This window comes from Nocardia sp. NPDC056952 (assembly GCF_042674185.1).
Taxonomy (GTDB): Bacteria; Actinomycetota; Actinomycetes; order Mycobacteriales; family Mycobacteriaceae; genus Nocardia.
In genome coordinates this window covers 1-22,083 of the sequence record NZ_JBHURA010000016.1, presented here as the reverse complement: position 1 = coordinate 22,083, position 22,083 = coordinate 1, and the positions used below count along the sequence as shown (strand labels likewise).

Annotated in this window: 20 protein-coding genes, 1 tRNA gene and 1 pseudogene; 12 read left to right on the top strand and 10 right to left on the bottom strand. The window is 67.9% G+C overall.

Annotated elements, in window-relative coordinates; genetic code table 11:
* Positions 1-86 precede the first annotated feature (86 nt).
* From ACFTS5_RS32565 to nth, 4 genes are read right to left on the bottom strand one after another with little or no spacing between them, the layout of a single operon-like run.
* Positions 87-1,280 (bottom strand): MarP family serine protease, encoded by a 1,194-nt coding sequence (locus ACFTS5_RS32565; RefSeq protein ID WP_378638738.1) that lies wholly within the window; start codon positions 1,278-1,280, stop codon positions 87-89.
* Positions 1,277-2,005, bottom strand: coding sequence for an NUDIX hydrolase (locus tag ACFTS5_RS32560; RefSeq protein ID WP_378638735.1), 729 nt, complete (start codon positions 2,003-2,005; stop codon positions 1,277-1,279). The genes ACFTS5_RS32565 and ACFTS5_RS32560 overlap by 4 nt, the downstream gene beginning before the upstream one ends.
* A gap of 40 nt (positions 2,006-2,045) precedes the next feature.
* The gene (locus tag ACFTS5_RS32555; protein WP_378638733.1) at positions 2,046-2,696 is read right to left on the bottom strand and encodes a TlpA family protein disulfide reductase; all 651 of its coding nucleotides are present in this window, start codon (positions 2,694-2,696) and stop codon (positions 2,046-2,048) included.
* A complete protein-coding gene (nth, locus tag ACFTS5_RS32550; protein WP_378638849.1) occupies positions 2,693-3,373 on the bottom strand; it encodes an endonuclease III in 681 nt (226 codons plus the stop codon). Before nth ends, ACFTS5_RS32555 begins: the two co-directional genes overlap by 4 nt.
* Positions 3,374-3,618: 245 nt before the next feature.
* On the opposite strand from nth, the gene ACFTS5_RS32545 reads away from it, so the two are divergent.
* Entirely contained in the window at positions 3,619-3,861 is a 243-nt protein-coding gene (locus ACFTS5_RS32545) for a hypothetical protein (RefSeq protein ID WP_056821920.1), read from the top strand.
* A 145-nt stretch (positions 3,862-4,006) separates the two neighbouring features.
* On the top strand, positions 4,007-4,681 hold the full coding sequence (locus tag ACFTS5_RS32540) for a Crp/Fnr family transcriptional regulator (RefSeq protein WP_040703546.1): 675 nt from the start codon (positions 4,007-4,009) through the stop codon (positions 4,679-4,681).
* Between the two features lie 170 nt (positions 4,682-4,851).
* On the opposite strand, the gene ACFTS5_RS32535 is transcribed toward ACFTS5_RS32540, so the two are convergent.
* The 3 genes from ACFTS5_RS32535 to ACFTS5_RS32525 are packed head-to-tail and all read right to left on the bottom strand — an operon-like array spanning position 4,852 to position 6,280.
* On the bottom strand, positions 4,852-5,646 hold the full coding sequence (locus ACFTS5_RS32535) for an MBL fold metallo-hydrolase (protein ID WP_378638730.1): 795 nt from the start codon (positions 5,644-5,646) through the stop codon (positions 4,852-4,854).
* 9 nt (positions 5,647-5,655) lie between these two features.
* On the bottom strand, positions 5,656-6,117 hold the full coding sequence (locus tag ACFTS5_RS32530) for a RidA family protein (RefSeq protein WP_211300352.1): 462 nt from the start codon (positions 6,115-6,117) through the stop codon (positions 5,656-5,658).
* Position 6,118: 1 nt separating this feature from the next.
* Positions 6,119-6,280: a hypothetical protein gene (locus tag ACFTS5_RS32525; protein ID WP_378638727.1), complete on the bottom strand. Its 162-nt coding sequence runs from the start codon at positions 6,278-6,280 to the stop codon at positions 6,119-6,121.
* 59 nt (positions 6,281-6,339) lie between these two features.
* Between ACFTS5_RS32525 and ACFTS5_RS32520 the strand changes: the two genes are divergently transcribed.
* Entirely contained in the window at positions 6,340-7,377 is a 1,038-nt protein-coding gene (locus tag ACFTS5_RS32520) for an ArsA family ATPase (RefSeq protein WP_378638725.1), read from the top strand.
* Entirely contained in the window at positions 7,374-8,507 is a 1,134-nt protein-coding gene (locus ACFTS5_RS32515; protein WP_378638722.1) for an ArsA family ATPase, read from the top strand. Before ACFTS5_RS32520 ends, ACFTS5_RS32515 begins: the two co-directional genes overlap by 4 nt.
* 113 nt (positions 8,508-8,620) lie before the next feature.
* On the opposite strand, the gene ACFTS5_RS32510 is transcribed toward ACFTS5_RS32515, so the two are convergent.
* On the bottom strand, positions 8,621-8,944 hold the full coding sequence (locus ACFTS5_RS32510) for a WhiB family transcriptional regulator (protein ID WP_056821932.1): 324 nt from the start codon (positions 8,942-8,944) through the stop codon (positions 8,621-8,623).
* A 372-nt stretch (positions 8,945-9,316) separates the two neighbouring features.
* Between ACFTS5_RS32510 and ACFTS5_RS32505 the strand changes: the two genes are divergently transcribed.
* Positions 9,317-11,695: a penicillin-binding protein gene (locus ACFTS5_RS32505; RefSeq protein ID WP_378638719.1), complete on the top strand. Its 2,379-nt coding sequence runs from the start codon at positions 9,317-9,319 to the stop codon at positions 11,693-11,695.
* A gap of 49 nt (positions 11,696-11,744) precedes the next feature.
* Here ACFTS5_RS32505 and ACFTS5_RS32500 read toward each other — a convergent pair whose 3' ends face one another.
* Positions 11,745-12,209 (bottom strand): GatB/YqeY domain-containing protein, encoded by a 465-nt coding sequence (locus ACFTS5_RS32500; RefSeq protein WP_378638716.1) that lies wholly within the window; start codon positions 12,207-12,209, stop codon positions 11,745-11,747.
* A gap of 122 nt (positions 12,210-12,331) precedes the next feature.
* Here ACFTS5_RS32500 and ACFTS5_RS32495 point away from each other — a divergent pair, with 122 nt between their 5' ends.
* The 5 genes from ACFTS5_RS32495 (at position 12,332) to atzF (ending at position 17,860) form a co-directional block, all read left to right on the top strand.
* Entirely contained in the window at positions 12,332-13,294 is a 963-nt protein-coding gene (locus ACFTS5_RS32495; protein WP_101464816.1) for a metallophosphoesterase, read from the top strand.
* A gap of 49 nt (positions 13,295-13,343) precedes the next feature.
* Positions 13,344-14,921 carry a hypothetical protein gene (locus ACFTS5_RS32490; protein ID WP_378638714.1) on the top strand — a complete coding sequence of 526 codons (1,578 nt, stop codon included), beginning with the start codon at positions 13,344-13,346 and terminating at the stop codon, positions 14,919-14,921.
* Positions 14,922-14,988: 67 nt separating this feature from the next.
* A tRNA-Pro gene (locus ACFTS5_RS32485) sits at positions 14,989-15,062 on the top strand.
* Positions 15,063-15,447: 385 nt separating this feature from the next.
* Positions 15,448-16,152 (top strand): GntR family transcriptional regulator, encoded by a 705-nt coding sequence (locus tag ACFTS5_RS32480; protein WP_378638711.1) that lies wholly within the window; start codon positions 15,448-15,450, stop codon positions 16,150-16,152.
* Between the two features lie 10 nt (positions 16,153-16,162).
* Entirely contained in the window at positions 16,163-17,860 is a 1,698-nt protein-coding gene (atzF, locus tag ACFTS5_RS32475) for an allophanate hydrolase (protein WP_378638708.1), read from the top strand.
* On the opposite strand, the gene ACFTS5_RS32470 is transcribed toward atzF, so the two are convergent.
* A complete protein-coding gene (locus ACFTS5_RS32470; protein ID WP_378638705.1) occupies positions 17,817-18,485 on the bottom strand; it encodes an arsenate reductase ArsC in 669 nt (222 codons plus the stop codon). The two genes, atzF and ACFTS5_RS32470, sit on opposite strands and share 44 nt — an antisense overlap.
* A gap of 762 nt (positions 18,486-19,247) precedes the next feature.
* On the opposite strand from ACFTS5_RS32470, the pseudogene ACFTS5_RS32465 reads away from it, so the two are divergent.
* Positions 19,248-20,485: pseudogene (locus tag ACFTS5_RS32465) on the top strand (APC family permease).
* Positions 20,486-20,560: 75 nt separating this feature from the next.
* Positions 20,561-21,913: a serine hydrolase domain-containing protein gene (locus ACFTS5_RS32460; protein WP_378638702.1), complete on the top strand. Its 1,353-nt coding sequence runs from the start codon at positions 20,561-20,563 to the stop codon at positions 21,911-21,913.
* Positions 21,914-22,083: the final 170 nt, after the last annotated feature.

Here is a 22,083-nt window from a genome sequence, read left to right as displayed (position 1 = left end):
CTTTGGGTACAGACATACAGGGACTACTGGAGCCGAGCTGTATGTGGGGGCGACGACATCGGGGTTACCTGCTCCGGGCTGGGTGATCAGCTCAGTACGCAGGCGCCCGTGTTGACCGGTGTGCTGCTCGGGGCGGCCGCGGCCAGTTCGGACGCGACCTCGTGCAGGGTGAGCACGTAGCCGGTGTCGTCGTCGGTAACTGCCGCGCCGAAGACCACGCCGAGGAGCTGGCCCTCGGCGTCGACCAGCGGGCCGCCGGAGTTGCCCGCGCGGACCTGACCGCGCACCGTGTAGACCTCACGTTCGACGGTGCCGTCGCGGTGGATGGTCGGGCCGGTGAGGTCGAGAGTCTCGCGGACACGGGCCGCGCTGGCGGTGTACGGGCCGCCACCGGGGTAACCGAGCACGATCGCGCTCTCGCCCGAACTCGCGGGCTCAGGGGCCTGGGGCAGCACGGGAGCGGTCAGACCGGGGACGGCGAGGACCGCGATGTCCTTGGACGGGTCGAACAGGACCACGGTGGCGTCGAGCGCACCGCGCGCGGTGTCGACCGACACGGTGTTGGTGCCCGCCACGACGTGCGCGTTGGTCATCACGCGTTCCGGCGCGACGATGAAGCCGGAACCTTCGAGCGCCCGCTGGCAACTGGGTGCGGTGCCGCGGATGCGCAGCACGCTCTGCTGCAGCGACGCCGCAACCGGGCTGGCCAGCACCGAGGGATCCGGCGGTTCGACGGCGGCGATCGGAGCTCGGCCGAACGGGCCGATCACATCGGGCAGGCCCGACGTGTCGAGCAGCTTGGAGAATTCGTTGGGAACCTTGCGCAACCAGTCCGGCGCGACCGAATTGACGTCGGCGAGCACCTTCGACCCGTTGATCGCGGCGGCGACAGCGGGCTGGGACGCGGTGGCCAGCGGCAACGCGAGCAGCCACGCCGCGACCAGCACGGTCACCGCCTGCAAGACCGCGCCGACAACGCTGTCCACGCTGCGCGCGACCGGCTGGCGGATGCTGGTGCGCGCGGCCCGGCCGAGCACCATGCCCGCCACCTCACCGACGATCACCAGCAGCACGATCAGCAGGATGCCGCCGAGTACCCGGCTGCGACCCTCACTGAGGTGCTTGAGGATGTGCGGTGCGATCAGAATGCCCGCGACCGCGCCCAGCGCGACACCGAAGAACGCCAGCGCCGACGCCACCGCGCCCTGCCGCCAGCCGGTGGACGCCGCGACCAGCGCGATCAGTACCACCGCGATGTCGAGCCATACCGAGGCGGTCACAGGGTCATTCCGACCGCAGCCAGCGAGCTCTCCAGGTCACGCACGTCGCCCCGATCCCAGTTTCGTTCCCACCCAGCGGATTTGATGATGCCGGCGAGGATACCGCCGGTGAGTCCCCACACCAGCATGCCGTCGACCTGGAACGCGGGGCTCTGGTAGCCGAGACTGCCACGCACCATGAATCTGTGTGCCGGATCGAGCAATTCGGTGAGCGGCACACGCACGACACGCTCGGTTTCGCCCTGATCGACGACGCGGACCGCGCTGGGTGCCCGCCAGTAGCCGAGCACCGGGGTCACGTCGAATTTCGACGGCGGAACGAACAGTTTCGGCAGCAGGGCGAACGGCTGAACACCGGCCGGATCGAGTCCGGTCTCCTCCGCGGCTTCGCGCAGGGCAGTGCCGACCGGGCCGTCGTCGCCGGGATCCTCGGCACCGCCGGGGAATGCGATCTGGCCGCGGTGCTGGCGCATGGTCGAAGCACGCTGAGTGAGCAGGACGTCGGCGTCGGCGGGCAGGCCCCCGGGCACCGACTCGTCGGCGTCGGGCGAGCCGCCGAACAGCACGAGGACAGCGGCCTGGCGTGGCCTGCCGGTGATCGACATGGCCCGGCGCAGGGCGCGGGAAGTAGCGAGCGTGTCGTCGGCGTCGGGACCGCCGGATCTGATCGCGGTGCGCAACCACGAGGGAACGCCGGAATCGTCGAGCCTCGCTACATCGTTCACGCCATCGCCTTCGATCCACACGCCACTGTTACGTCCTCTGTCATACCGTGACCCCGAGCTTCGCGGATACCGTATCCGCGATGTCGGCCACGTCGGCAAACGTACGCACCTCCACGCTCGCGATGGTGCCGTCGGCCCGCACGAGCACCGAGACGGGCAGCACCGCGGGCGCACCGACCGCACTGCGCACGGCGGCCTGCGGATCCTCGACGCCGGGCAGGGTGATGCCGAGTCCGGTCAGCCGAGACAGTGCCTTCGCCTCGTCGGGATCGCTGTGCACGGTCATGACCGTAAGTGCCGAGCCCGCCCGCTGCGCGAACTCCTGCAGATGCGGCAACTCGGTGGCGCAGGGCCCACACCAGTAGGCCCACAGGTTGAGCAGCGCGGGCTTTCCGGCGAGCGCCGCGGCGAGATCGACAGGCTTGCCATCCGCCAGACAGCTCATCTGGAGACCGGCCAGCGGCCCCGATCCGGTCGCGGATGCGGACGCGGGCGACGGGCAGGGTTGCGACCCCGCCGCCGCTCGTTCCTCGGCCGACACGCCCGACGTCTGCTGCGATGTCTGCGCAACGATGCCGGTGGTCTCGGAACCCTCACGCGGCCACAGCGCCACTGTGGCCGCGACGACCAAGATCACCGCGGCGAGCACCCAGCGCACAGCGGGCCGCCGCAGCAGCGAGGCTTCGCTCACAGGCCGACCATGTTCAGCAGGTGATCGCGCTCCGGGCCCTTCACCAGCTCCGCGGCCACCGCCGGGTCGGTGGGGCCGAGCCCGAACGACGGGCAATCGTCGGCGAGCACGCACGCGCCGCAGGCCGGCTTGCGCGCATGGCACACCCGACGGCCCTCGAAGATCACCCGGTGCGAGAGCATCGTCCAGTCCTTGCGCTCGAACAGCGCGCCGACCGCGTGCTCGACCTTGACCGGATCCTCCTCGTCGGTCCACTTCCAGCGACGCACCAACCGGCCGAAATGGGTGTCGACGGTGATACCGGGCACATCGAACGCGTTGCCGAGGATGACGTTGGCCGTCTTGCGCCCGATCCCGGGCAATTTCACCAATTCGTCCAGAGTGTGAGGCAATTCACCGTCGTATTTTTCGACCAGCGCCTGGCCGAGGCCGATCAGCGAACTGGTCTTGTTCCGGTAGAAGCCGGTGGGCCTGATGTATTCCTCCAGCTCCACCCGGTTGGCCTGCGCGTAGTCGTAGGCACTGCGGTACTTCGCGAACAGGGCGGGAGTGGTGAGGTTCACCCGGACGTCGGTGCACTGGGCGGACAGGATCGTCGCGACGGCCAGTTCCAGCGGAGTGGTGAAGTCGAGCTCGCAGTGCGCGTCGGGGAACGCCGCGGCGAGCGTGCGGTTCATCCGGCGGGCGCGCCGGACCAGTCCGATCCGCGTTTCCGCAGCTATCGCACGGTTCTTGCGCTTGCGGGCGGCCGAGATGCCGGTGGGTACGGCGGCCGAATCCGCTGCCAGATCGGCATCGCCTGCGGCGGCGGGGACGGGGGAAACGGGCACCGCTTCACCATACGGAACCACTACGACAACATTGCCCGGCCAGTTTGCCCGCTGTGTTCCATCTGAGACCTGGACCGTGTTTACTGCCAGTCATGCAAGGACTCGCTGTGGTGCTCTTCCCAGTGCTGTTGATGCTGTTCGCGCTGGGGATGGAGCGGGTCGAGAATCGGCTCCGAAAGCTTCTCGAACCCGACGAAGAGGTTCAGCAGTACCTGGACAACGCAAGCAACGCCGAAGTGAAAGAGCTGACGAAGCTCGGCCTGCCCGCCGCCGTGGCGCGCGTGCGCAAGCGCCGTTCCCGCACCTCCGAATTGGATGTGGCCAGGGCAAGCTGACCGATAGATAAACGATCGATTCTCAACGCGCAATCCACTCTTTACGTGGTGTCTGTCACTGCGGTGCCGGAATGCCGCGTAGACTGCGCGGTTGGTCGATTCGCTCGACCAGGTTCGCAAGCCATATCCCATAAGGAGCACATTCGTGGACGAGGCCCTCGCCAGAGCAGGCATCTTCCAAGGCGTCGAGCCCACCGCGGTGGCCGCGCTCGCCAAGCAGCTGCAGCCGGTAGATTTTCCGCGCGGCCACGTCATCTTCAACGAGGGCGAACCCGGCGATCGGTTGTACATCATCACGACGGGCAAGGTGAAGATCGGCCGACGGTCCCCGGACGGCAGGGAGAACCTGCTGACCATCATGGGTCCGTCCGACATGTTCGGTGAACTGTCGATCTTCGACCCGGGCCCGCGTACCTCGACCGCAACCACGGTCACCGAGGTCCGCGCCGTGACGATGGACCGCGACGCACTCAAGTCGTGGATCGATCAGCGCCCTGAGATCGCTGAGCAGCTGCTGCGCGTGCTGGCACGACGCCTTCGCCGCACCAACAACAACCTCGCCGACCTGATCTTCACCGACGTGCCAGGTCGCGTCGCCAAAGCGCTGCTGCAGCTCGCACAGCGTTTCGGCACCCAGGAAGCGGGCGCGCTGCGCGTGACCCACGACCTGACCCAGGAAGAGATCGCGCAGCTGGTCGGCGCTTCCCGGGAAACCGTCAACAAGGCGCTCGCCGACTTCGCTCATCGCGGATGGCTGCGCCTCGAGGGCAAGAGCGTGCTGATCTCGGATTCCGAGCGTCTGGCACGTCGCGCTCGCTGACGTTCGAACACCTGCCGTCCCGGCACGACGGGACCGTTGATGCGTGTGGGCTCACGAGGAGAGGGCCTCGTCCACACCACCGCGGTTTCGTTGTGCCGGGACATCGGCCGTTGTATGCCGGACAGCACTCGATCGCCGACACGGCGAGCGCGTCGGCGATCGAGCGGTGTTCAGTTCTGTTCGGCCCGCAGGTATTCCAGCTGCGCCTGCACGGAACTGCGCGCCGCGGGCCACAGCCGTTTGTCCACGTCGGCGTACACCTTGCGGACCACCGCGAGAGCGCCCGCGCCGGGACCCAGTTCGACCAGCGCGGCCCGCACTTGGTCGAGCCGCTCACGCCGGTGGTCGAGGTAATACTGCGCCACCGGCGCCGCATCGGGATGGTCGGGCCCGTGCGCGGGCAGCAACGCCTTACCCGCGCCCACCTCACGCAGCTTTTCCAGCGACGCGAGGAAGTTCGCCAGCGCGCCCGGCGCGGATTCGAGCACCGTGGTGCCGCGGCCGAGGACCGTGTCACCGGTGAGCACCGCGTCGTCGAGCAGCAGGCTCACCGAATCGGTCGTGTGTCCCGGCGTACCGAGCACCGTGATCCGCAGGCCCGCGGCCTCGATCACCTCGCCGTCCACCAGCGGCACGACCGCGCCACGCAGATACGCCGGATCCACCGATCGCACCGGCGTCCCGGTGGCTTTCACCAGGTGATCGATGCCGCCGGTGTGATCGTGATGGTGGTGGGTGATCAGCGTCAACGCGATCCGGCCGCCGGTGGCCTCGACGATGTCGGCGGTGTGTTTCTTGTCCTTCGGTCCCGGATCGACGACCACATAGGAATCGCTGTCCGGGCCACGCAGCAGCCAGGTGTTGGTGCCGTCGAGCGTCATTTGATTGGGGTTGTCGGCCAGCAGGACCGATGCCGTCGGGGTGACCGGCCTGACCTGGCTGTACGCGGGATGTTCCAGTGCCATGACGGCTGCCTATCCGACCTCGACGATCAATTCCACCTCGACGGGCGTGTTCTTGGGCAGTTCCGAGACGCCGACGGCCGAGCGCGCGTGCACGCCCGCCTCGCCGAACACCTCACCGAGGAACTCCGACGCACCGTTGATCACGATCGGCTGATCGCTGAATCCGGGCGCCGAGGCGACGAATCCGACGACCTTCACGATCCGCACCACCTGGTCGAGCCCGACCAGATCGTGCACGGCCGCGAGCGCGTTCAGCGCGCACAGCCGGGCGGCCTCCTTGGCCTGCTCGACATCCACCTCGGCCCCGACCTTGCCGACCGCCGACAATTCACCGTCGACGAAGGGCAGCTGGCCGGAGGTGTACACCAGCGAACCGGTGCGCACGGCGGGGATGTAGGCCGCGACGGGAGCGGCGACCGGCGGCAGCGTGACACCGAGCCGGTCGAGCGCGTCCTTCCACGCGGTGGCCACGCTATTTCTTCCGCTTCAGGTAGGCGACGTGCTGTTCGCCGGTCGGTCCGGGCAGCACCGAGACCAGCTCCCAGCCGTCGGACCCCCACTGGTCGAGGATCTGCTTGGTCGCGTGCGTCAACAGCGGCACGGTCGCGTACTCCCACAGGGTGACTTCACTCATGGTGTGAGTTTAGGGCTCACCCCGAACGCCTGGGCGAAACGGGTTATAGGCTCGGCGGCGTGGGAGCACCAACAGCAGAGCCGGTTTCGTCGGTTCCCGAACCGTCGACCGGATGGCCACAGCGCGCGGCCAAGGCCCGCTTGCACTACGTGACCGGCAAGGGAGGCACCGGCAAGTCGACCGTTTCGGCCGCACTCGCACTCGCGCTCGCCGCAGGGGGACGCAAAGTGCTGCTGGTCGAGGTCGAGAGTCGCCAGTCCATCGCGCAATTGTTCGATCGGCCACCGTTGCCGCCCACCGAGACCCATATCGCCAGCGCCGACGGCGGTGGCGAGGTGACGGCGCTGGCACTGGACATCGAGTACGCGTTCCTCGAATACCTCGACATGTTCTACAACCTCGGCTTCGCGGGACGGGCGATGCGCCGGATGGGCGCCATCGAGTTCGTCACCACGATCGCGCCCGGTCTGCGCGACGTGATCCTCACCGGCAAGATCAAAGAGTGTGTGGTCCGGGTCGGCAAGGACGGCAGGCCCGCCTATGACGACATCGTCGTCGACGCGCCGCCGACCGGCCGGATCGCCGGCTTCCTCGACGTCACCACGGCCATGGCCGAGATCGCCAAGGGCGGTCCGATCGCCTCGCAGGCCGAGGGCGTGTCCAACCTGCTGCATTCCGACCAGACGATGATCCACCTGGTGACCCTGCTCGAGGCGCTGCCGGTGCAGGAGACCGCCGACGCGATCGCCGAGCTCACCGCCGACGATCTGCGGATCGGCACGGTGATCGTCAACCGGGCGGCCACCGCCGAACTCACCCCGGCTCAGCGCGACACGGCCGTGGCGGGCGAGCTCGACACTGCCGCGGTCGCCGCCGACCTGGCGAAGGCCGGCATCACCCTGTCCGAGTCGGACTTCGACGGCCTGATCGCCGAAACGGTCGACCATGCGATCGTGCTGACCGCGCAGAACGCGAGTGCCGCCGAACTGGCGCAGATCGACGTCCCCCAGCTGTCCCTGCCCGCCCTCGGCGACGGCATCGACCTGGGTGGCCTCTACGAACTGGCCGAACAGCTATCCGCGCAGGGAGTCCGATGAGCGAGCACGTTTCCACCCCGCCCGCGCTGGATGTCTCGCAGATCATCGCCGACCCGACGGCCCGCGTGATCGTGTGCTGCGGGTCCGGCGGCGTCGGCAAGACCACCACCGCGGCCTCGATCGCGCTGCGAGCGGCCGAATCGGGTCGCAAGGTGGTGGTGCTGACCATCGATCCGGCGCGCAGGCTGGCGCAGTCGCTGGGCGTGGCCGAACTGGACAACACCCCGCAGCGTGTGGAGCTCGGTGCCGAGGTCCCCGGTGAGCTGCACGCGATGATGCTGAACATGCGCCGCACCTTCGACGACATGGTGCTCGAGCACACCAGCGCGGACAAGGCCGAGCAGATCTTCGCCAATCCGATCTATCAGACGGTGGCGTCGTCGTTCGGTGGCACGCAGGAGTACATGGCGATGGAGAAGCTCGGCCAGCTGGCCGCGCGCAAGGAGTGGGACCTGATCGTGGTCGACACTCCCCCCTCTCGTAACGCGCTCGATTTCCTCGACGCGCCCAAGCGGCTGGGCACCTTCCTCAACGGCAAGATGATCCGGTTGATCATGGCGCCGGGACGCGGTGTCGGCCGGATCGTCACGGGGGCGATGAGCCTGGCCATGCGCGGGGTGTCGACGATTGTCGGCGGGCAGATGCTCAAGGACGCCTCGACGTTCCTGCAATCGCTGGAATCGCTGTTCGGTGGGTTCCAGGACCGGGCCGAGCGCACCTTCGCGATGCTGTCCAAGCCCGGTACGCACTTCCTGGTGGTCGCCGCGCCCGAGCCGGACGCGTTGCGCGAGGCGTCGTTCTTCGTCGACCGGCTCTCGACCGAGAAGATGCCGCTGGCCGGTCTGGTGCTGAACCGGACCCATCCGGCGTTGTCGGAGCTGTCGGGCGACCACGCGCTGACTGCCGCCGACCAGCTGGCCGATTCGAACCCGCTGACCGCGTCGGTGCTGCGCATCCACGCCGATCGGGTGTCGACGGCGGCGCGGGAGCGGCGGCTGCTGCACCGCTTCACCGGTGCGCATCCGCGGGTGAAGATCGTCTCGGTGACCGCGCTGCCCTTCGAGGTCTCGGATCTCGAAGCACTGCGCGCCGTCGGCGATCAGCTGACCGGCACCCCGGCTTCGGCCTGATCGATTCAGACAAATCCGCTATAGCTCACAATCCGGTAACACTCACCAACGGCGCCGATTCCGCAAACCACGCGGTCTCGGCGCCGTTTGTGATAACGGTCCGGTCTCGTCTGCTAGATAGCCACCTGGTGCTGCCGCTGGGCGTTGAAGAATTCAGCCCACGACGTCACGTCGGGATGCTGTTTGAGCAGCGCACGCCGCTGCCGCTCGGTCATCCCGCCCCACACACCGAACTCGACACGATTGTCGAGGGCGTCGGCACCACACTGCATCAGCACTGGGCAGTGACGGCAGATCGTTGCCGCCTTGCGCTGCGCCGCACCGCGAACGAACAGCTGATCAGGGTCCACTTCCTTGCATCGCGCCTGGGCAACCCAAGCGATCCTTGCCTCGGCCTGCTCTACATCCAGTCGAGCGATGGGGGTTGTGATGTGCATTTGATGTGCCCCTTTGCAGTCCGAACACCGTTGTGCGGCGCTCCAGAATCGCGAGCGCGGATCACAGCAACCCAACTACCGCTGCGTCCCGCACCACATTCCACTTTGAGTGTTAGCTCTATCACACTGGGTTCTCAATCTAGGTAAAGGTATGGCGGTTACGCAAGACCGCCCCCCGATTTTTTGGTACGGGCGTCCATTCAAATCGGGCCAGAACCGCGCAGTAGTGCTGATCACCGGCGTGGCCGGTCGCGACACGCCGATGTGATCATTTTGTTGACACGCCCGAGCAACCCCCCTGGCACCGCCCGGACATTCCCCGTCGAGCAGCACAGCCGTGAACCTCACCACCCCACCCTCTAGTCTGGGATCGTGCCGATCACTCAAACGCTCGCGAGGCTGGCCGGCAGCTGCGCGCTGGCCGCCGTGCTTGTCGCTGGGCTGTTGTTCCCCTTGGCCGGTGGATTCGGATTCATCTCCAACCGCGCCGCCGACGCCGTCGACAATGTCTCCGCCGAACTGGTGGAGGGCACGGTCCCCGCCGTGTCGACGATGGTCGACGCGAACGGGTCGCCGCTGGCGTGGCTCTACGAGCAACGCCGCTTCGAAGTGCCGAGCGACAAGATCTCCAACAACATGAAGCTGGCGATCGTGTCCATCGAGGACAAGCGCTTCTCCGACCACAAGGGTGTGGACTGGCAGGGCACGCTGCGCGCGTTCCTCACCAACACCTCCTCGGGTGCCGTGCAGCAGGGCGCGTCGACCCTGGACCAGCAGTACGTGAAGAACTTCAACCTGCTCGTGGTCGCCAAGACCGACGCCGAACGCCGCGCCGCGATCGAGACGACACCGGCGCGCAAGCTGCGCGAGATCCGGATGGCGCTCACGCTGGACCGCGAACTGTCCAAGGACGAGATCCTCACCCGCTACCTGAACCTGGTGCCCTTCGGCAACGGTTCCTACGGCATCCAGGACGCCGCGCAGACCTACTTCGGCATCGACGCGTCCCAGCTCAGCATCACCCAGTCGGCGATGCTGGCGGGCATGGTGCAGTCCAGCTCCAAGCTGAACCCCTACACCAACGTCGCCGGTGTCACCGACCGCCGCAACACCGTGCTCGACACGCTGATCCAGAACATCCCGCACCGCGCCGAGGAGTTCCGCAAGGCCAAGGCCGAACCGCTCGGTGTGCTGCCCGAACCCAAGGGCCTGCCGCGCGGGTGCATCTCCGCCAACGACAAGGGCTTCTTCTGCGACTACGCGCTGCAGTACCTGGCCGAGGCCGGGATCAGCCGCGAGCAGATCGACAAGGGCGGCTACCTGATCAAGACCACACTCGATCCGGTGCTGCAGGAATCGGTGAAGCGTTCGGTGAACGAGCAGGCCGACCCCAACCTCGACAACATCGCCGAGGTGATGTCGGTGGTCGCGCCCGGTCAGGATTCGCACCCCGTCCTCGCGATGGCGTCGAGCCGCACGTACGGCCTCAACCGCGACGCCAACGAGACGCTGCTCGGCCAGCCGTACTCGATGGCCGGTGACGGCGCGGGCTCGATCTTCAAGCTCTTCACCACTGCCGCCGCGATGGAGAAGGGCCTCGGCATCGCCGCCCAGGTGGATGTCCCCGGCACCTACGCCGCCAGGGGCATGGGCTACTCGAACTCGCCGGGCTGCCCGGCCGACTCCTGGTGTGTCAAGAACGCGGGCAACTACCCGGGGTCGATGTCGGTGACCGACGCGCTCGCGACCTCGCCCAACACCACCTTCGTGAAGATGATCCAGGACGTCGGCGTCTCGGCCGCGGTGGACATGGCCGTGCGCCTCGGCATGCGGTCCTACACCAACCCCGGCACCTCCGGGCACGGCAACTCGAGCCTGGCCGACCACATCAAGAACAACAACATGGGCTCGTTCACCCTCGGCCCGTTCGCGATCAACCCGCTCGAACTGACGAACGTGGCCGCCACGCTCGGCTCGGGCGGCAAGTGGTGCCCGCCCTCGCCGATCAAGGAGGTCGTCGACCGCAGCGGCAAGACCGTTCCGCTCACCCAGCAAGCCTGTGAGCAGGTGGTCGACCCGGGTCTGGCCAACACCCTCGCCAACGCGATGAGCAAGGACGACGTCAGCGGTACCGCCGCGGGCGCCGCGCGTGCGGCCGGGTGGTCGGCACCGATGTCGGGTAAGACGGGCACCACCGAGAGCCACCGCTCCTCGGCGTTCCTCGGCTTCACCAACGCGCTGGCTTCGTCGGTCTACGTCTACGGCGACAGCCCGACCCCCGGCGAGATCTGCTCGTTCCCGCTGCGCAACTGCGGCGCCAGCGATGCCTCCGGCCTGTTCGGTGGTAACGAACCGGCCCGCACCTGGTTCAACGCCATCAAGCCGTTGATGGACCGGTTCCCACCGCCGGGCCTGCCGCCGGTGGACGACAAGTACGTCCGCGGCGCGAACAATTCCCAGGTCCCCGATGTGGCGGGCAAGTCGCAGGGCGAGGCCACCTCGATCCTGTCCGGCGCCGGCTTCCAGGTCTCCGCGGTGACGGGCGCCGGTTCGCAGGCCAAGGGCACGGTGATGGGCAGTTCGCCGAACGGGTCGGCCATTCCGGGCTCGGTGGTCACGATCTACATCAGTGACGGCACCGTCCGGGTCCCCGCGCCGACGACTCCCCCGCCCGCCGCGCCCGCACCGGTGATTCCGGGGCTGCCGCAGATTCCGCGCCTGCCACCGATCCCCATCCCCGTGCCACGCTAGTCACACGACGAAGGCCGCCGTCCGATTCGGACGGCGGCCTTCGTTCGTTCTACAGCCGGGCCTTGACCGCGGCGGAGAGCCGCGACCCGTCGGCCTTGCCGTCGGCCAGCGCGGTGGCGGCCTTCATGACCTGCCCCATCTGCTTCATTCCCGGGCGCTCACCGAGCTGCTCGGCGACCTGGGCGATCGCGGTATCGGCGACCTGCGCCACCTCCGCGTCGTCGAGCTGGGTCGGCAGGTACTCCTCGATGATCTGTTCCTCGGCGCGCTCGTTCGCGGCCAGTTCACCGCGACCGTTCTGCTCGTAGATCACGGCCGCCTCGTTGCGCTTCTTGGCTTCCTTCTGCAGCAGCGACACGACATCGGCATCGGAGAGTTCGTGCGCCTCCGTACCGGAGACCTCGGAAGTCTGGATAGCGGCGAGCAGCATCCGCAGGGTCGCGAGACGCAGTTTGTCCTTGGCTTTCATCGCGGTGGTCATATCCGCGCGCAGCTTGGCTTTCAGTTCCGACATGCGGTTTACCGTAGTCGTTCGCTCAGTGGAGTCCCATCACATTTCCGTCGCGACGGAAATTCCAGACCGTTTGTGCGGAAACACACGCGCCGATCCGGGAGGGGGTCGCCTATGCTGGGCAAATGCCCGTTATCTCGACGTCCGCTGTCCGCCGAACCGCGTTGGGAGCCGCCGGGGCCGCCGTCGCAGGCATCGGCTACGCCACGCTGATCGAACGGAACGCGTTCGTCCTGCGCGAAGCCACGATGCCGGTGCTCGCGCCCGGTTCGCCGACGTTGCGCATTCTGCACGTCAGCGACCTGCACATGATGCCGGGCCAGCAGCTCAAACAGCAGTGGCTGCGCGAACTCGACCGCCTCGAACCCGACCTGGTCGTGAATACCGGCGACAATCTTTCCCATCCCAAGGCCGTGCCCGCGGTGGTGCAATCCCTCGGTGCGCTGCTGGCTCGACCCGGCTTGTTCGTGTTCGGTTCGAATGACTATTTCGCGCCGGTGCCGAAGAATCCGCTGAAGTATTTCAAGAAAGATCACCGTCGCGTCTACGGCGATCCGCTGCCGTGGAAGGACCTGCGCGCGGCATTCACCGAGCGCGGCTGGCTCGATCTGACCCACACCCGGCGCGACCTCGAGGTGGCGGGCATCCGCATCGCCAGTGCCGGCGTCGACGACCCGCACCTGCAGCGCGACCGCTACGACACGGTCGCGGGCGCACCGAACCAGCTGGCCCAGCTCAGCATCGGTGTCACGCACTCGCCCGAGCCGCGCGTGCTCGATCGCTTCGCCGAGGACGGCTACGACCTGGTGCTGGCCGGTCACACCCACGGCGGGCAGCTGGTCGTTCCCGGTTACGGCGCGCTGGTCACCAATTGCGGTATCGACAAGTCCCGGGTGAAGGGCGCCTCGCAGTGGGGCGAGCACACCCAGCTGCACGTCTCGGCCGGCATCGGCACCTCGCCGTGGGCGCCCTACCGCTTCTGCTGCCGCCCCGAGGCCACGCTGCTGACCTTGGTCGGCGCCCAGCCCAAGCGGCCGTCCGCCGACACCGGCTTCGGCATTTCGACCTCGGAGGCCGTCGCCCGCTAGGGTCTGGCTCCGAACGACATTGTCATTGAGGTGTCATCAGGAGACGACCGTGAGCAGTGGATCCGACGACAGGCGCGACGACCCGACCGTATTCGGCGGGTCCGGCGCACCGGACCAGCCCGACCAGCAGTGGCAGCGGCCCGGTTCGCCGGATTCGGCTGCGGAACAGCCGAATCCGGGCGCACCTGATCCCACCGCGGTGTGGACGCCGGGCAGCACCGGCCTCCCGCCGACCCTGCGCTGGGACGGATCCGGTCCACCACCCGGGCTTCCAGAACCCACGCAGTGGGCACCGGCGGGTCCGCAGGATTGGCAGGATTCCGGTAACCCTCCTGCGGGACAGCAGGTTCCGCAGCCAGGGCAGGCAGACCCCACCCAGCTGCGCCAGCCGACACCCTGGCCAGGGGCGAATCCGTCTGTGGGTCAGCCGGGTTCGAATCAGCCTTGGCAACATGCGCCTGCCGGGCAACCTGGCCAGCAGTGGCACCCTGGGGCCCCGCAGCCGGGCGGACCGGTAGCTCCCGGCGCCAATTTTCCTGGCGGACAACCTGGTTCGAATCAGCAGTGGCAGCCGGGCACGAATCCGCCTGCCGGACAACAGCCTCCGGGCCAGTGGGGCGCGCCGGTGCCTCCCGGTCAGCAGTGGGGCGGCCCCTCGGCCGGTGCGCAGCAACAGTGGGGCGGTCCGGCGAATCCGCCCGGTCAGCAGCAGTGGGGCGCGCCGGCCGGGCAGGCAGATCCGACCAGGGTCGGCGCACCGGGCTGGCAGCAGCAGGCACCGCAGCAATACGGCGAAATCCCCCCGCTGGATCACCAAGGCATCCAGCCGTACGGCCAGCCCCTCCCGCCCAACCAGAAATCCGGGAACAAGGCGGCGATCTGGGCCGCGGCAGGTGTGGCGGCGCTACTTCTGGTCGGCGGCACGATCACCGCGGTCGCGCTCACCCGCGGCGACGACGCGCCGACCACCACCGCGGGCGGCACTCCTTCGATGGTCAGCGCCCTGTCCACCACCCCGGCGCCGGCCTCGTCGAGCAAGCCCAAACCCAGCACCACCACCCCCGCCCCCTCGGGCGCCGCGTCGAACCGCAAACCCCTGATCGAGGGCTACCAGGTGGTCGCCTCCCCTGACCGTGGCGCCGCCTACGACGTCCCGGCAGGATGGAAGGTCGCCACCGAAACCACCATCGGCGGCGTCGGTGAACCCCCCGGCGACTCGGTGATCGGCAAGGGTTACGCCTCCGACGGCCGCGACTACTGCCCGAACTCCACCCGCACCATGTCGCTGCTCACCGGCTCGAAGAACGCCGACAACGCCGCGGCGGGCGCCGAACTCGGCACCAAGGCCGCCCCCCTCGCCTACCAGGGCTCGAAGGGCACCCCCGGCCCGGCCCAGCCACTGAAATCGATCGACGGCAAAACCGAGGGCATGTTCACCGAGACCACCGGCACCGTCCCCGCCCCCAAACCCGGCTGCGCCGGCACCTACTCCGTCTACACCTACGCCTTCAAAGGCGCCAAGGACGGCAGCTTCGTCATGGTCATGATCGCCGACACCGGCGTTCCCGGCGCCATCGACGCCGCCGAGGCCAAGCGCATCTTCAGCTCCATCAGATCCCTCGACTAACCCCCATCTGACCAGCCAATTTAACGTTTCACGACCCCACGTTGTAAGCTACTTCAGGTTCGCCTCACGGGGTGTGGCGCAGCTTGGTAGCGCGCTTCGTTCGGGACGAAGAGGTCGCAGGTTCAAATCCTGTCACCCCGACGTGTTGGTTGAGACACAGAAGAGCCCCTGATCAGTTCACTGGTCAGGGGCTCTTCGCTTGTCTGTGGGGGTTCGCGGTCGAGGGGGTTCGGCCAGCAGATGGTGATGGCCGTGAGGAAGATCAGGCCGAGGATGAGGGCCAGGATGATGGGGCTCATGGGGGTCGCCCTTCCGGGGTGAGCGGAGGTGGGAGCGCGACGGTGGGCTCGTGGTTCGAGTGTGGGCGTGTCCGTGGCGGGTGGGGTTGCCTGCGTGTTCGGGGTTGGTTGAGAAGTTCTCCCTTCGCGAGGCTCTGGATGGTGAGGGTTTCGGTGTGAGCAAGGGATAACGTGGCGCTTACTTTCTGTCACTTGATAGAAATTCGCGGTCGATAGCGTATACACCCATGTCGACAAGGGTGGATGCACCGGCCGAGGGCTCGGGAAGGCCGTTGCGCGACGTCGTGTACTCGACGTTGCGGGGGGAGTTGATGAACGGGGACATCCGGTTCGGGGAACGGCTCACCGAACCCAAACTGTCGACCAGATTCGGCATCTCCCGCACGCCGGTTCGGGAGGCACTCACCATGCTCTGCTCGGACGGGCTGTTGCAGCGCGAGGAGTTCGGGTTCAGTCCGGTGCGGCCGAGTGTGGCGCGGATTCGCGATCTCTACGAGTTGCGGCTGACCCTGGAACTGGGCGGGATGACGCGGGTGCGGGCAGATCCGCGGATCATCCACGACACCGCCCTGCTCCGCGCCGAGCGGCAGAAGTGGCTGGTTCTGCAAGCCGACCCGCCCGCCCAGGAGCCGGGTTTCGTCGTCGTCGACGAGGAATTCCATGTCGCCCTGCTGTCCGCGGCGGGCAATGCCGAGATGGTGCGCGCCCTGGTGGCGGTGAACTCCCGGATCCGGCATGTCCGCATGTACGACTTCATGATCAACAACCGCATCGAGACCACGATCAGCGAGCACCTCGGCATTCTCGACGCCGTCCTCGCCGGTGATCTCACACTGGCCCAGCAGCTCTTGCACACCCACATCGGCGATTCGCTGGATGTGGTGCTCGAGCGGATCTCGCGTGCTGTCGCCGCCATGTCGCTGAGTGAATAGAGGAGCGTTTATGTCTGCCACCCCGACCGCACGGGTCGCCGCCGCCTACGCACGAATCGCCGAGGTGGATCGGCCCGAGGTCTGGATCACGCTGCGCTCCCAGGAGGTGCTGACGGCCGAAGCCGTCGATCTGGAACGCCGTGTCGCCGCGGGCGAGCAGCTGCCGCTGGCGGGGTTGCTCCTCGCGGTGAAGGACAACGTCGACGTGGCCGGATTGCCCACCACCGCCGCCTGTCCTGAATTCGCTTACGAGGCAACGGAAACTGCGTCTTCGGTGCAGCGGCTGGTCGCGGCGGGCGCGCTGGTGCTGGGCAAGACCAACCTCGACCAGTTCGCCACCGGGCTCGTCGGCACGCGCAGCCCCTACGGCGCCGTCCGCAATGCCCTTCATCCCGAATTGATCTCCGGCGGTTCGAGTTCCGGCTCCGCGGCGGCGGTCGCGCTCGGCATCGCCGACCTCGCCATCGGCACCGACACGGCGGGTTCGGGACGTGTACCTGCCGCACTGCACGGAATCGTCGGAATCAAGGCCACGCTCGGTGTGATCCCCGCCCATGGCGTCGTCCCCGCCTGCGCCGACTATGACGCGGTCACCATTTTCGCCGCCGACCTGGACCTGGCGGTCACCGCCGCGAAGACGATGGCGGGCAAGGACTCTCGCGACCCACGCAGCCGCGAATGGCCCGCCGACGTCCGCCTCGCGGCATCCGCCGAGCCCGCGATCGCCATCCCCCGACCCGAAGACCTCGAGCCGCTGAGCCCGGCCTATCGAACGGCGTTCACGGAAACTGTCGCGGCCCTGCGTGATCAAGGCTTGCGCCTCACCGAAATCGACATCTCGCCACTTCTCGACGCAGCCCGCCTGCTCTACGACGGCGCGATAGTCGCCGAGCGGTACGCGGCGGTCGGCGAGTTCGTCGACAAGGGCGCACCGGGTCTCGACCGCACTGTCGCCGGAATAATCAGTGCCGCACGAGAACTCGACGCGCATGCGTTCGCGCAGGACCTGGACGCCCTGGCCCGAGCCCGCACCACCGCGACTACGCTGCTCACCGGCTTCGACGGACTCCTACTCCCCACCACCACCGAACACCCGTCGATCGCCGAAGTCGAAGCCGACCCGCTCGCGATCAACCGCCGGCTCGGCACCTACACGAACTTCTGCAACCTCCTCGACCTCGCCGCCGTCGCGATCCCCGGCAAGCCGACCGCCGATGGCCTGCCGTTCGGCGTGACAGTCGTGGTCCCCGCGTTCGCCGACCAGTCGGCGGTCGACCTCGCCGCGCGCGTCATCGGCACCCCGGCGCCGCTTCTCGTGGAAACCGGTGTGCCCCTTGCCGTGTTCGGCGCCCACCTGCGCGGCCAACCGCTGCACTGGCAGCTCGAACAGCTCGGCGCCCGGTTCGCAGGCGAGATCACCACCTCCGACGCCTATCGCCTGACCGCCCTCGACACCACCCCGGCCAAACCCGGGCTGGTCCGCCACGGTGCGGGACAGGGCGCACCGATCCTCGGCGAACTGTTCCTCGTCTCCCCCGCGGGCCTCGGCCGATTCCTCGCCGAACTACCGCCGCCGATGGCCCTGACCAGTATCGAGCTCTCCGACGGACGCGCGGTGGTCGGCTTCGCGTGCAGCTACGACGCCGCCGTCGCCGCCACCGACATCACGCGGTACGGGAGCTGGGTGGCGTATCTACGGGATCGGTGACGTCGATGCCGAGCTCGGTGAGCAGGCCCGTCACGCGATGGCCGATGTCGTCGCGGATGGGCCGCACCTGCTCGGTCTCGAGGCCGGCCGGATCGTCGATGATCCACTCCACGTAACGCACCCCGGGCACCAACGGACAGGTATCGCCGCAGCCCATCGTGACGATCACGTCGGCGGCACGGATGATTTCGTCGGTCCACGGTTTCGGGTACTCGCGCGAGATGTCGATGTCGACCTCCGCCATCACCGCCACCGCGGCCGGATTGAGCTGCCCACTAGGCACCGACCCGCCCGACCAGGCCACCGCTCGCCCCAGCGCCAGCTCTTCGAAGAAGCCGAGCGCCATCTGCGACCGGCCCGCGTTGTGTGTACACAGGAACAGCACCGTCGGACGCGGCCGGGCCACTTTGCCCTCGATCTTGGCCAGCGCCTGCAACCGTTGGCGCCCGAACCGCTCGGCCAGCAGCGGTAGGTACATGGTCACCGTCGCCCGAGCAGCGAAATTCTCGTAGGAGGAATGCAGGAAACGATGGATCGTCTCCAGCCCGAACATCGTCGCGAATTCTTCGCGCAGCCGCGCCTCGGCACGGTCGAGCGCGTCGGAGTGCTCCGCAATATCGACCACCCCCCAACACTTACCCGAATCCGGGCCATACGCAAACGCCCGGGCCGATCACCCCTCGATCGACCGGCCCGGCACGCGTACTCACCGACACAACGTGGAACATGTTCGGCCCAGCCCGTCGGTGTGGTTACCGTCGGCAGTGCGTCTTCAGCGTCTGGAAGAGCCACCTTCTGGTCTGCACCGCCGGGTCCGACCGATCACCCCTCGAGACCGATCGGACCCGGTTGTTCCGGTGTCTGAAGCAACAATGCGGTGTCGGTCTCTAGAGCTTCTTAAGAACAACTTGTCGGCGAAGTCGGGTTTTCGGCGATGATAGAAGTACCGACGCAAGGAGATCGACCATGGAAACCGCGATCGTCTGGTTGCTGGCAAGCCTTCTGTACTGGTTCAGCAACTTCTGATCCCCTGACACCGTCCACGAGAGAGCCCGGAATCAGGCCCTTCGCCCACCCATGAGACGAGGCAGGTACGCGTAACGCCGTACCTGCCTCGTGTCGTTGTGTGGATCACATCGAGCCGCCGGAATAGTTCACCGGCAGCAGCGGTTGGACTCACTGTCGACGTCCGAACAGCCCCGGGCCTCACCCCATTTGTCGCTACGAGCGACCACCCGCCGAGAGGCGCTTGTGGGGCGTCGGCACCCTGACGGGCCGTCCTCGAGGCGGCCCATCGACTCGAACGCCGCCAGGTCACCCTCATCGACCTGGCGGCGTTTGCCGTATCCGGGTCGCGGGCCACGCGCGCGTGCTCGAGGATGGGTCCATGACTTCGGATGGGCAGTTGCGGCGGGGACTGGGGCTGGGGGATTCAGTAGTGGTGGGATTGGGGGCGATGGTGGGGGCCGGGGTGTTCGCGGCGTTGGGCCCTGCGGCGGGGGTGGGTGGGTCCTGGTTGCTGGTCGCCCTGGGGTGGCCGCGGTAATCGCCTATTGCAATGCGATGTCGTCGGCGCGGTTGGCTGCGCTGTATCCGGTGTCCGGCGGGACGTATGTGTTCGGGCGGGAACGGTTGGGGCCGTTCTGGGGGTACCTGGCGGGGTGGGGGTTCGTGGTCGGGAAGACGGCGTCGTGCGCGGCGATGGCGTTGACGGTGGGGAGTTACGCGTGGCCTGAGCAGGCGCACGCGGTCGCGGTGGGGGCCGTGGTGGTGGTGACGGCGATCAACTATGTGGGAGTGCAGAAGTCAGCGCTGGCTTCGCGGGTGATCGTGGGCGTGGTGCTGGCGGTGCTGGCGGCGGTTGTCGTGGTGGGGGTCGGTGGGAGTCATTCGGAGGCAACGGTTCTCGACAAGGAGATCGGGCCGTACGGGGTGTTGCAGGCGGCGGGGCTGTTGTTCTTCGCGTTCGCCGGGTACGCGCGGATCGCCACGCTCGGCGAGGAGGTGCGTGCGCCGGAGCGGACCATTCCGCGGGCGATCATGCTGGCGCTGGCAGTGGCGTTGGCGGTGTACGCGCTGGTGGCGGTGGCCGCGTTGCTGACGTTGGGGTCGGGTGGGCTGGCGGCCGCGCGTGATCCGCTCGCGCGGGTGGTCGAGGCGGCGGGGGCGGGATGGCTGGCGCCGGTGGTTCGGGTGGGGGCGGTGCTGGCGGCGGCGGGTTCGCTGATGGCGTTGATCCTGGGGGTCTCGCGAACCTCACTGGCGATGGCGCGCGACGGGCATCTGCCGCGGGCACTGGCGATGATCCATCCGAAATACGCAGTGCCGCATCGGGCCGAGCTCGCGGTGGGTGTGGTGGTCGCGGTGCTCGCGGCGACGGTGGATCTGCGCGCGGCGATCGGGTTCTCCTCGTTCGCGGTGCTCGCGTACTACCTGATCGCCAACCTGTCGGCGGCCACGCTGACCGCCGCCGAGGGCAGGCCGCGGCGCTGGGTTCCGGTGCTCGGGGCGGCGGGTTGTGTGGTGGTCGGGTTCGCGTTGCCGATCGAGTCGGTGCTGGCCGGGCTCGGAGTGCTCGCGGCCGGCGCGGGGGTGTACGGGATTCGCAGTGTTGCGGGGAAGTGAACATGCCTGTGATTAGGGGGTTCAGCGGCCACGCTATACGGGTTACGGTGCGCGGCACGGGCTACTCTCGCCCGCATGCGGCACATCACGGGCGTTTTCGCGGGAACGATCGCTGCGGTGCTGGCCTCGGCGTGCCTATTCGCCGTTCCGGCCCACGCCGCGCCGAGTACGACCTGCGAGGTGACCTCAGGTCGCGACCTGGAGCGCGCCGAGCCCGAACAGGTGGGGCTGGATTCGGCGAAACTCGAAGCGGCACTCCAGTTCGCGGCCACCCGCAACCGGCTCAACGTCCAGATCTTCCGGCACAACTGCCTCGTCGGTGAGGGCCTGCGCAACGACGAGACCGGCAATACGCCGTGGAACATCTGGAGCGTCACCAAGTCGGTGGTGTCGTTGCTGGCCGGAATCGCTTCCGACGAAGGCAAAATCGATATCGCCGCCCCCATCGACCGCTACCTGCCGCCCGGTCTCGGCGACGCGGCGCACCGGTCGATCACCGTCGAGAACCTGCTCACCGAGACTTCCGGCATGCAGGTGGGAGTGCTGTCCGAGGGCATCACCGCGGTGATCCCCATCGACCCGCACTCGGCGGTGCAGGCGCTGTCGGTGCAGCTGACCAATCCGCCCGGCACCACGTTCAGCTACAGCCAGCGCAATGTCGACCTGCTGTCCTACGTGATCGAGCTGGCCGTCGGCGAACCGCTACAGCAGTTCGCGCAGCGGGAATTGTTCGATCCGCTCGGCATCCCGCGCAGCGACTACTACTGGGCAAGTGACCGATCCGGCCATACCTACGGCTACGCCCATCTCCTGCTGCCGCCCAACGACCTGGCCAAGATCGGCCTGCTCGTCTCGAACGACGGCCGCTGGGGCGCCGACCGGGTGATCTCCTCGGATTATCTGCGCGAAGCCCGCACACCGTCGGCGGCGAACAGCTGCTACGGCTACCTGTTCTGGCTGGGCGCCGATTGCAGCGAATCCCCCGACTTCCTGCCCGCCGACACGTTCTTCATGTCCGGACTGGGCCTGCAGAACGTCTTCTTCCTGCCGAGCCTGGACATGACGGTGATGTGGACGGGCCCGTTCGGCAACCAGACCGCCTACGGCCCGAGCGGCATCCTCGCCCACGCCGAAGAGCTCCCCCACGAGTTCTTCCGCCGCCTGTTCGCCGCCATCACCGACACCCAGGCCCCGACCGCCGAACCGTACGTAGAGCCCCCACTGGAGTTCGACGCGGGCAAACTCATCGACGCCAACATCCTGCTGGCCGTCTTCGGCATCGGCCCCGGCGCCTACCCCGGCTGCACCGTCTTCGACTGCCTCAACCAACCCCTGGCCGCCCCGTTCGCCAGCATCCCACCCGGCTGCGCCATCCTCGCCTGCGTAGGCAACGACCCCCGAACCCCCGGCATCCGCCCGCTCCGCTGACCCCCCGGTCCGCACCCCCAGCCACACCGTGCACCCCAGATCCGCCATGACCACACAACCAGCCCCGCACCCGCGACCCCTAGGGAGCGGCGGCCACGAAGTGGCCGGTCGCGGCCGGGCCGCCGGTTAGCCGCCGGGGCGTACGCGACGAAGGAGCAAGCCCCGGTGGC

What these genes read in the sequence shown, in the direction of transcription:
- ACFTS5_RS32495 (WP_101464816.1), top strand. Translation starts at nt 12,332, where the DNA reads ATGCCCGTTATCTCGACGTCCGCTGTCCGCCGAACCGCGTTGGGAGCC.
- nth (WP_378638849.1), bottom strand. Translation starts at nt 3,373, where the DNA reads ATGAACCGCACGCTCGCCGCGGCGTTCCCCGACGCGCACTGCGAGCTC.
- ACFTS5_RS32510 (WP_056821932.1), bottom strand. Translation starts at nt 8,944, where the DNA reads ATGCACATCACAACCCCCATCGCTCGACTGGATGTAGAGCAGGCCGAG.
- ACFTS5_RS32500 (WP_378638716.1), bottom strand. Translation starts at nt 12,209, where the DNA reads ATGTCGGAACTGAAAGCCAAGCTGCGCGCGGATATGACCACCGCGATG.
- atzF (WP_378638708.1), top strand. Translation starts at nt 16,163, where the DNA reads ATGTCTGCCACCCCGACCGCACGGGTCGCCGCCGCCTACGCACGAATC.
- ACFTS5_RS32515 (WP_378638722.1), top strand. Translation starts at nt 7,374, where the DNA reads ATGAGCGAGCACGTTTCCACCCCGCCCGCGCTGGATGTCTCGCAGATC.
- ACFTS5_RS32545 (WP_056821920.1), top strand. Translation starts at nt 3,619, where the DNA reads ATGCAAGGACTCGCTGTGGTGCTCTTCCCAGTGCTGTTGATGCTGTTC.
- ACFTS5_RS32460 (WP_378638702.1), top strand. Translation starts at nt 20,561, where the DNA reads ATGCGGCACATCACGGGCGTTTTCGCGGGAACGATCGCTGCGGTGCTG.
- ACFTS5_RS32525 (WP_378638727.1), bottom strand. Translation starts at nt 6,280, where the DNA reads ATGAGTGAAGTCACCCTGTGGGAGTACGCGACCGTGCCGCTGTTGACG.
- ACFTS5_RS32480 (WP_378638711.1), top strand. Translation starts at nt 15,448, where the DNA reads ATGTCGACAAGGGTGGATGCACCGGCCGAGGGCTCGGGAAGGCCGTTG.
- ACFTS5_RS32535 (WP_378638730.1), bottom strand. Translation starts at nt 5,646, where the DNA reads ATGGCACTGGAACATCCCGCGTACAGCCAGGTCAGGCCGGTCACCCCG.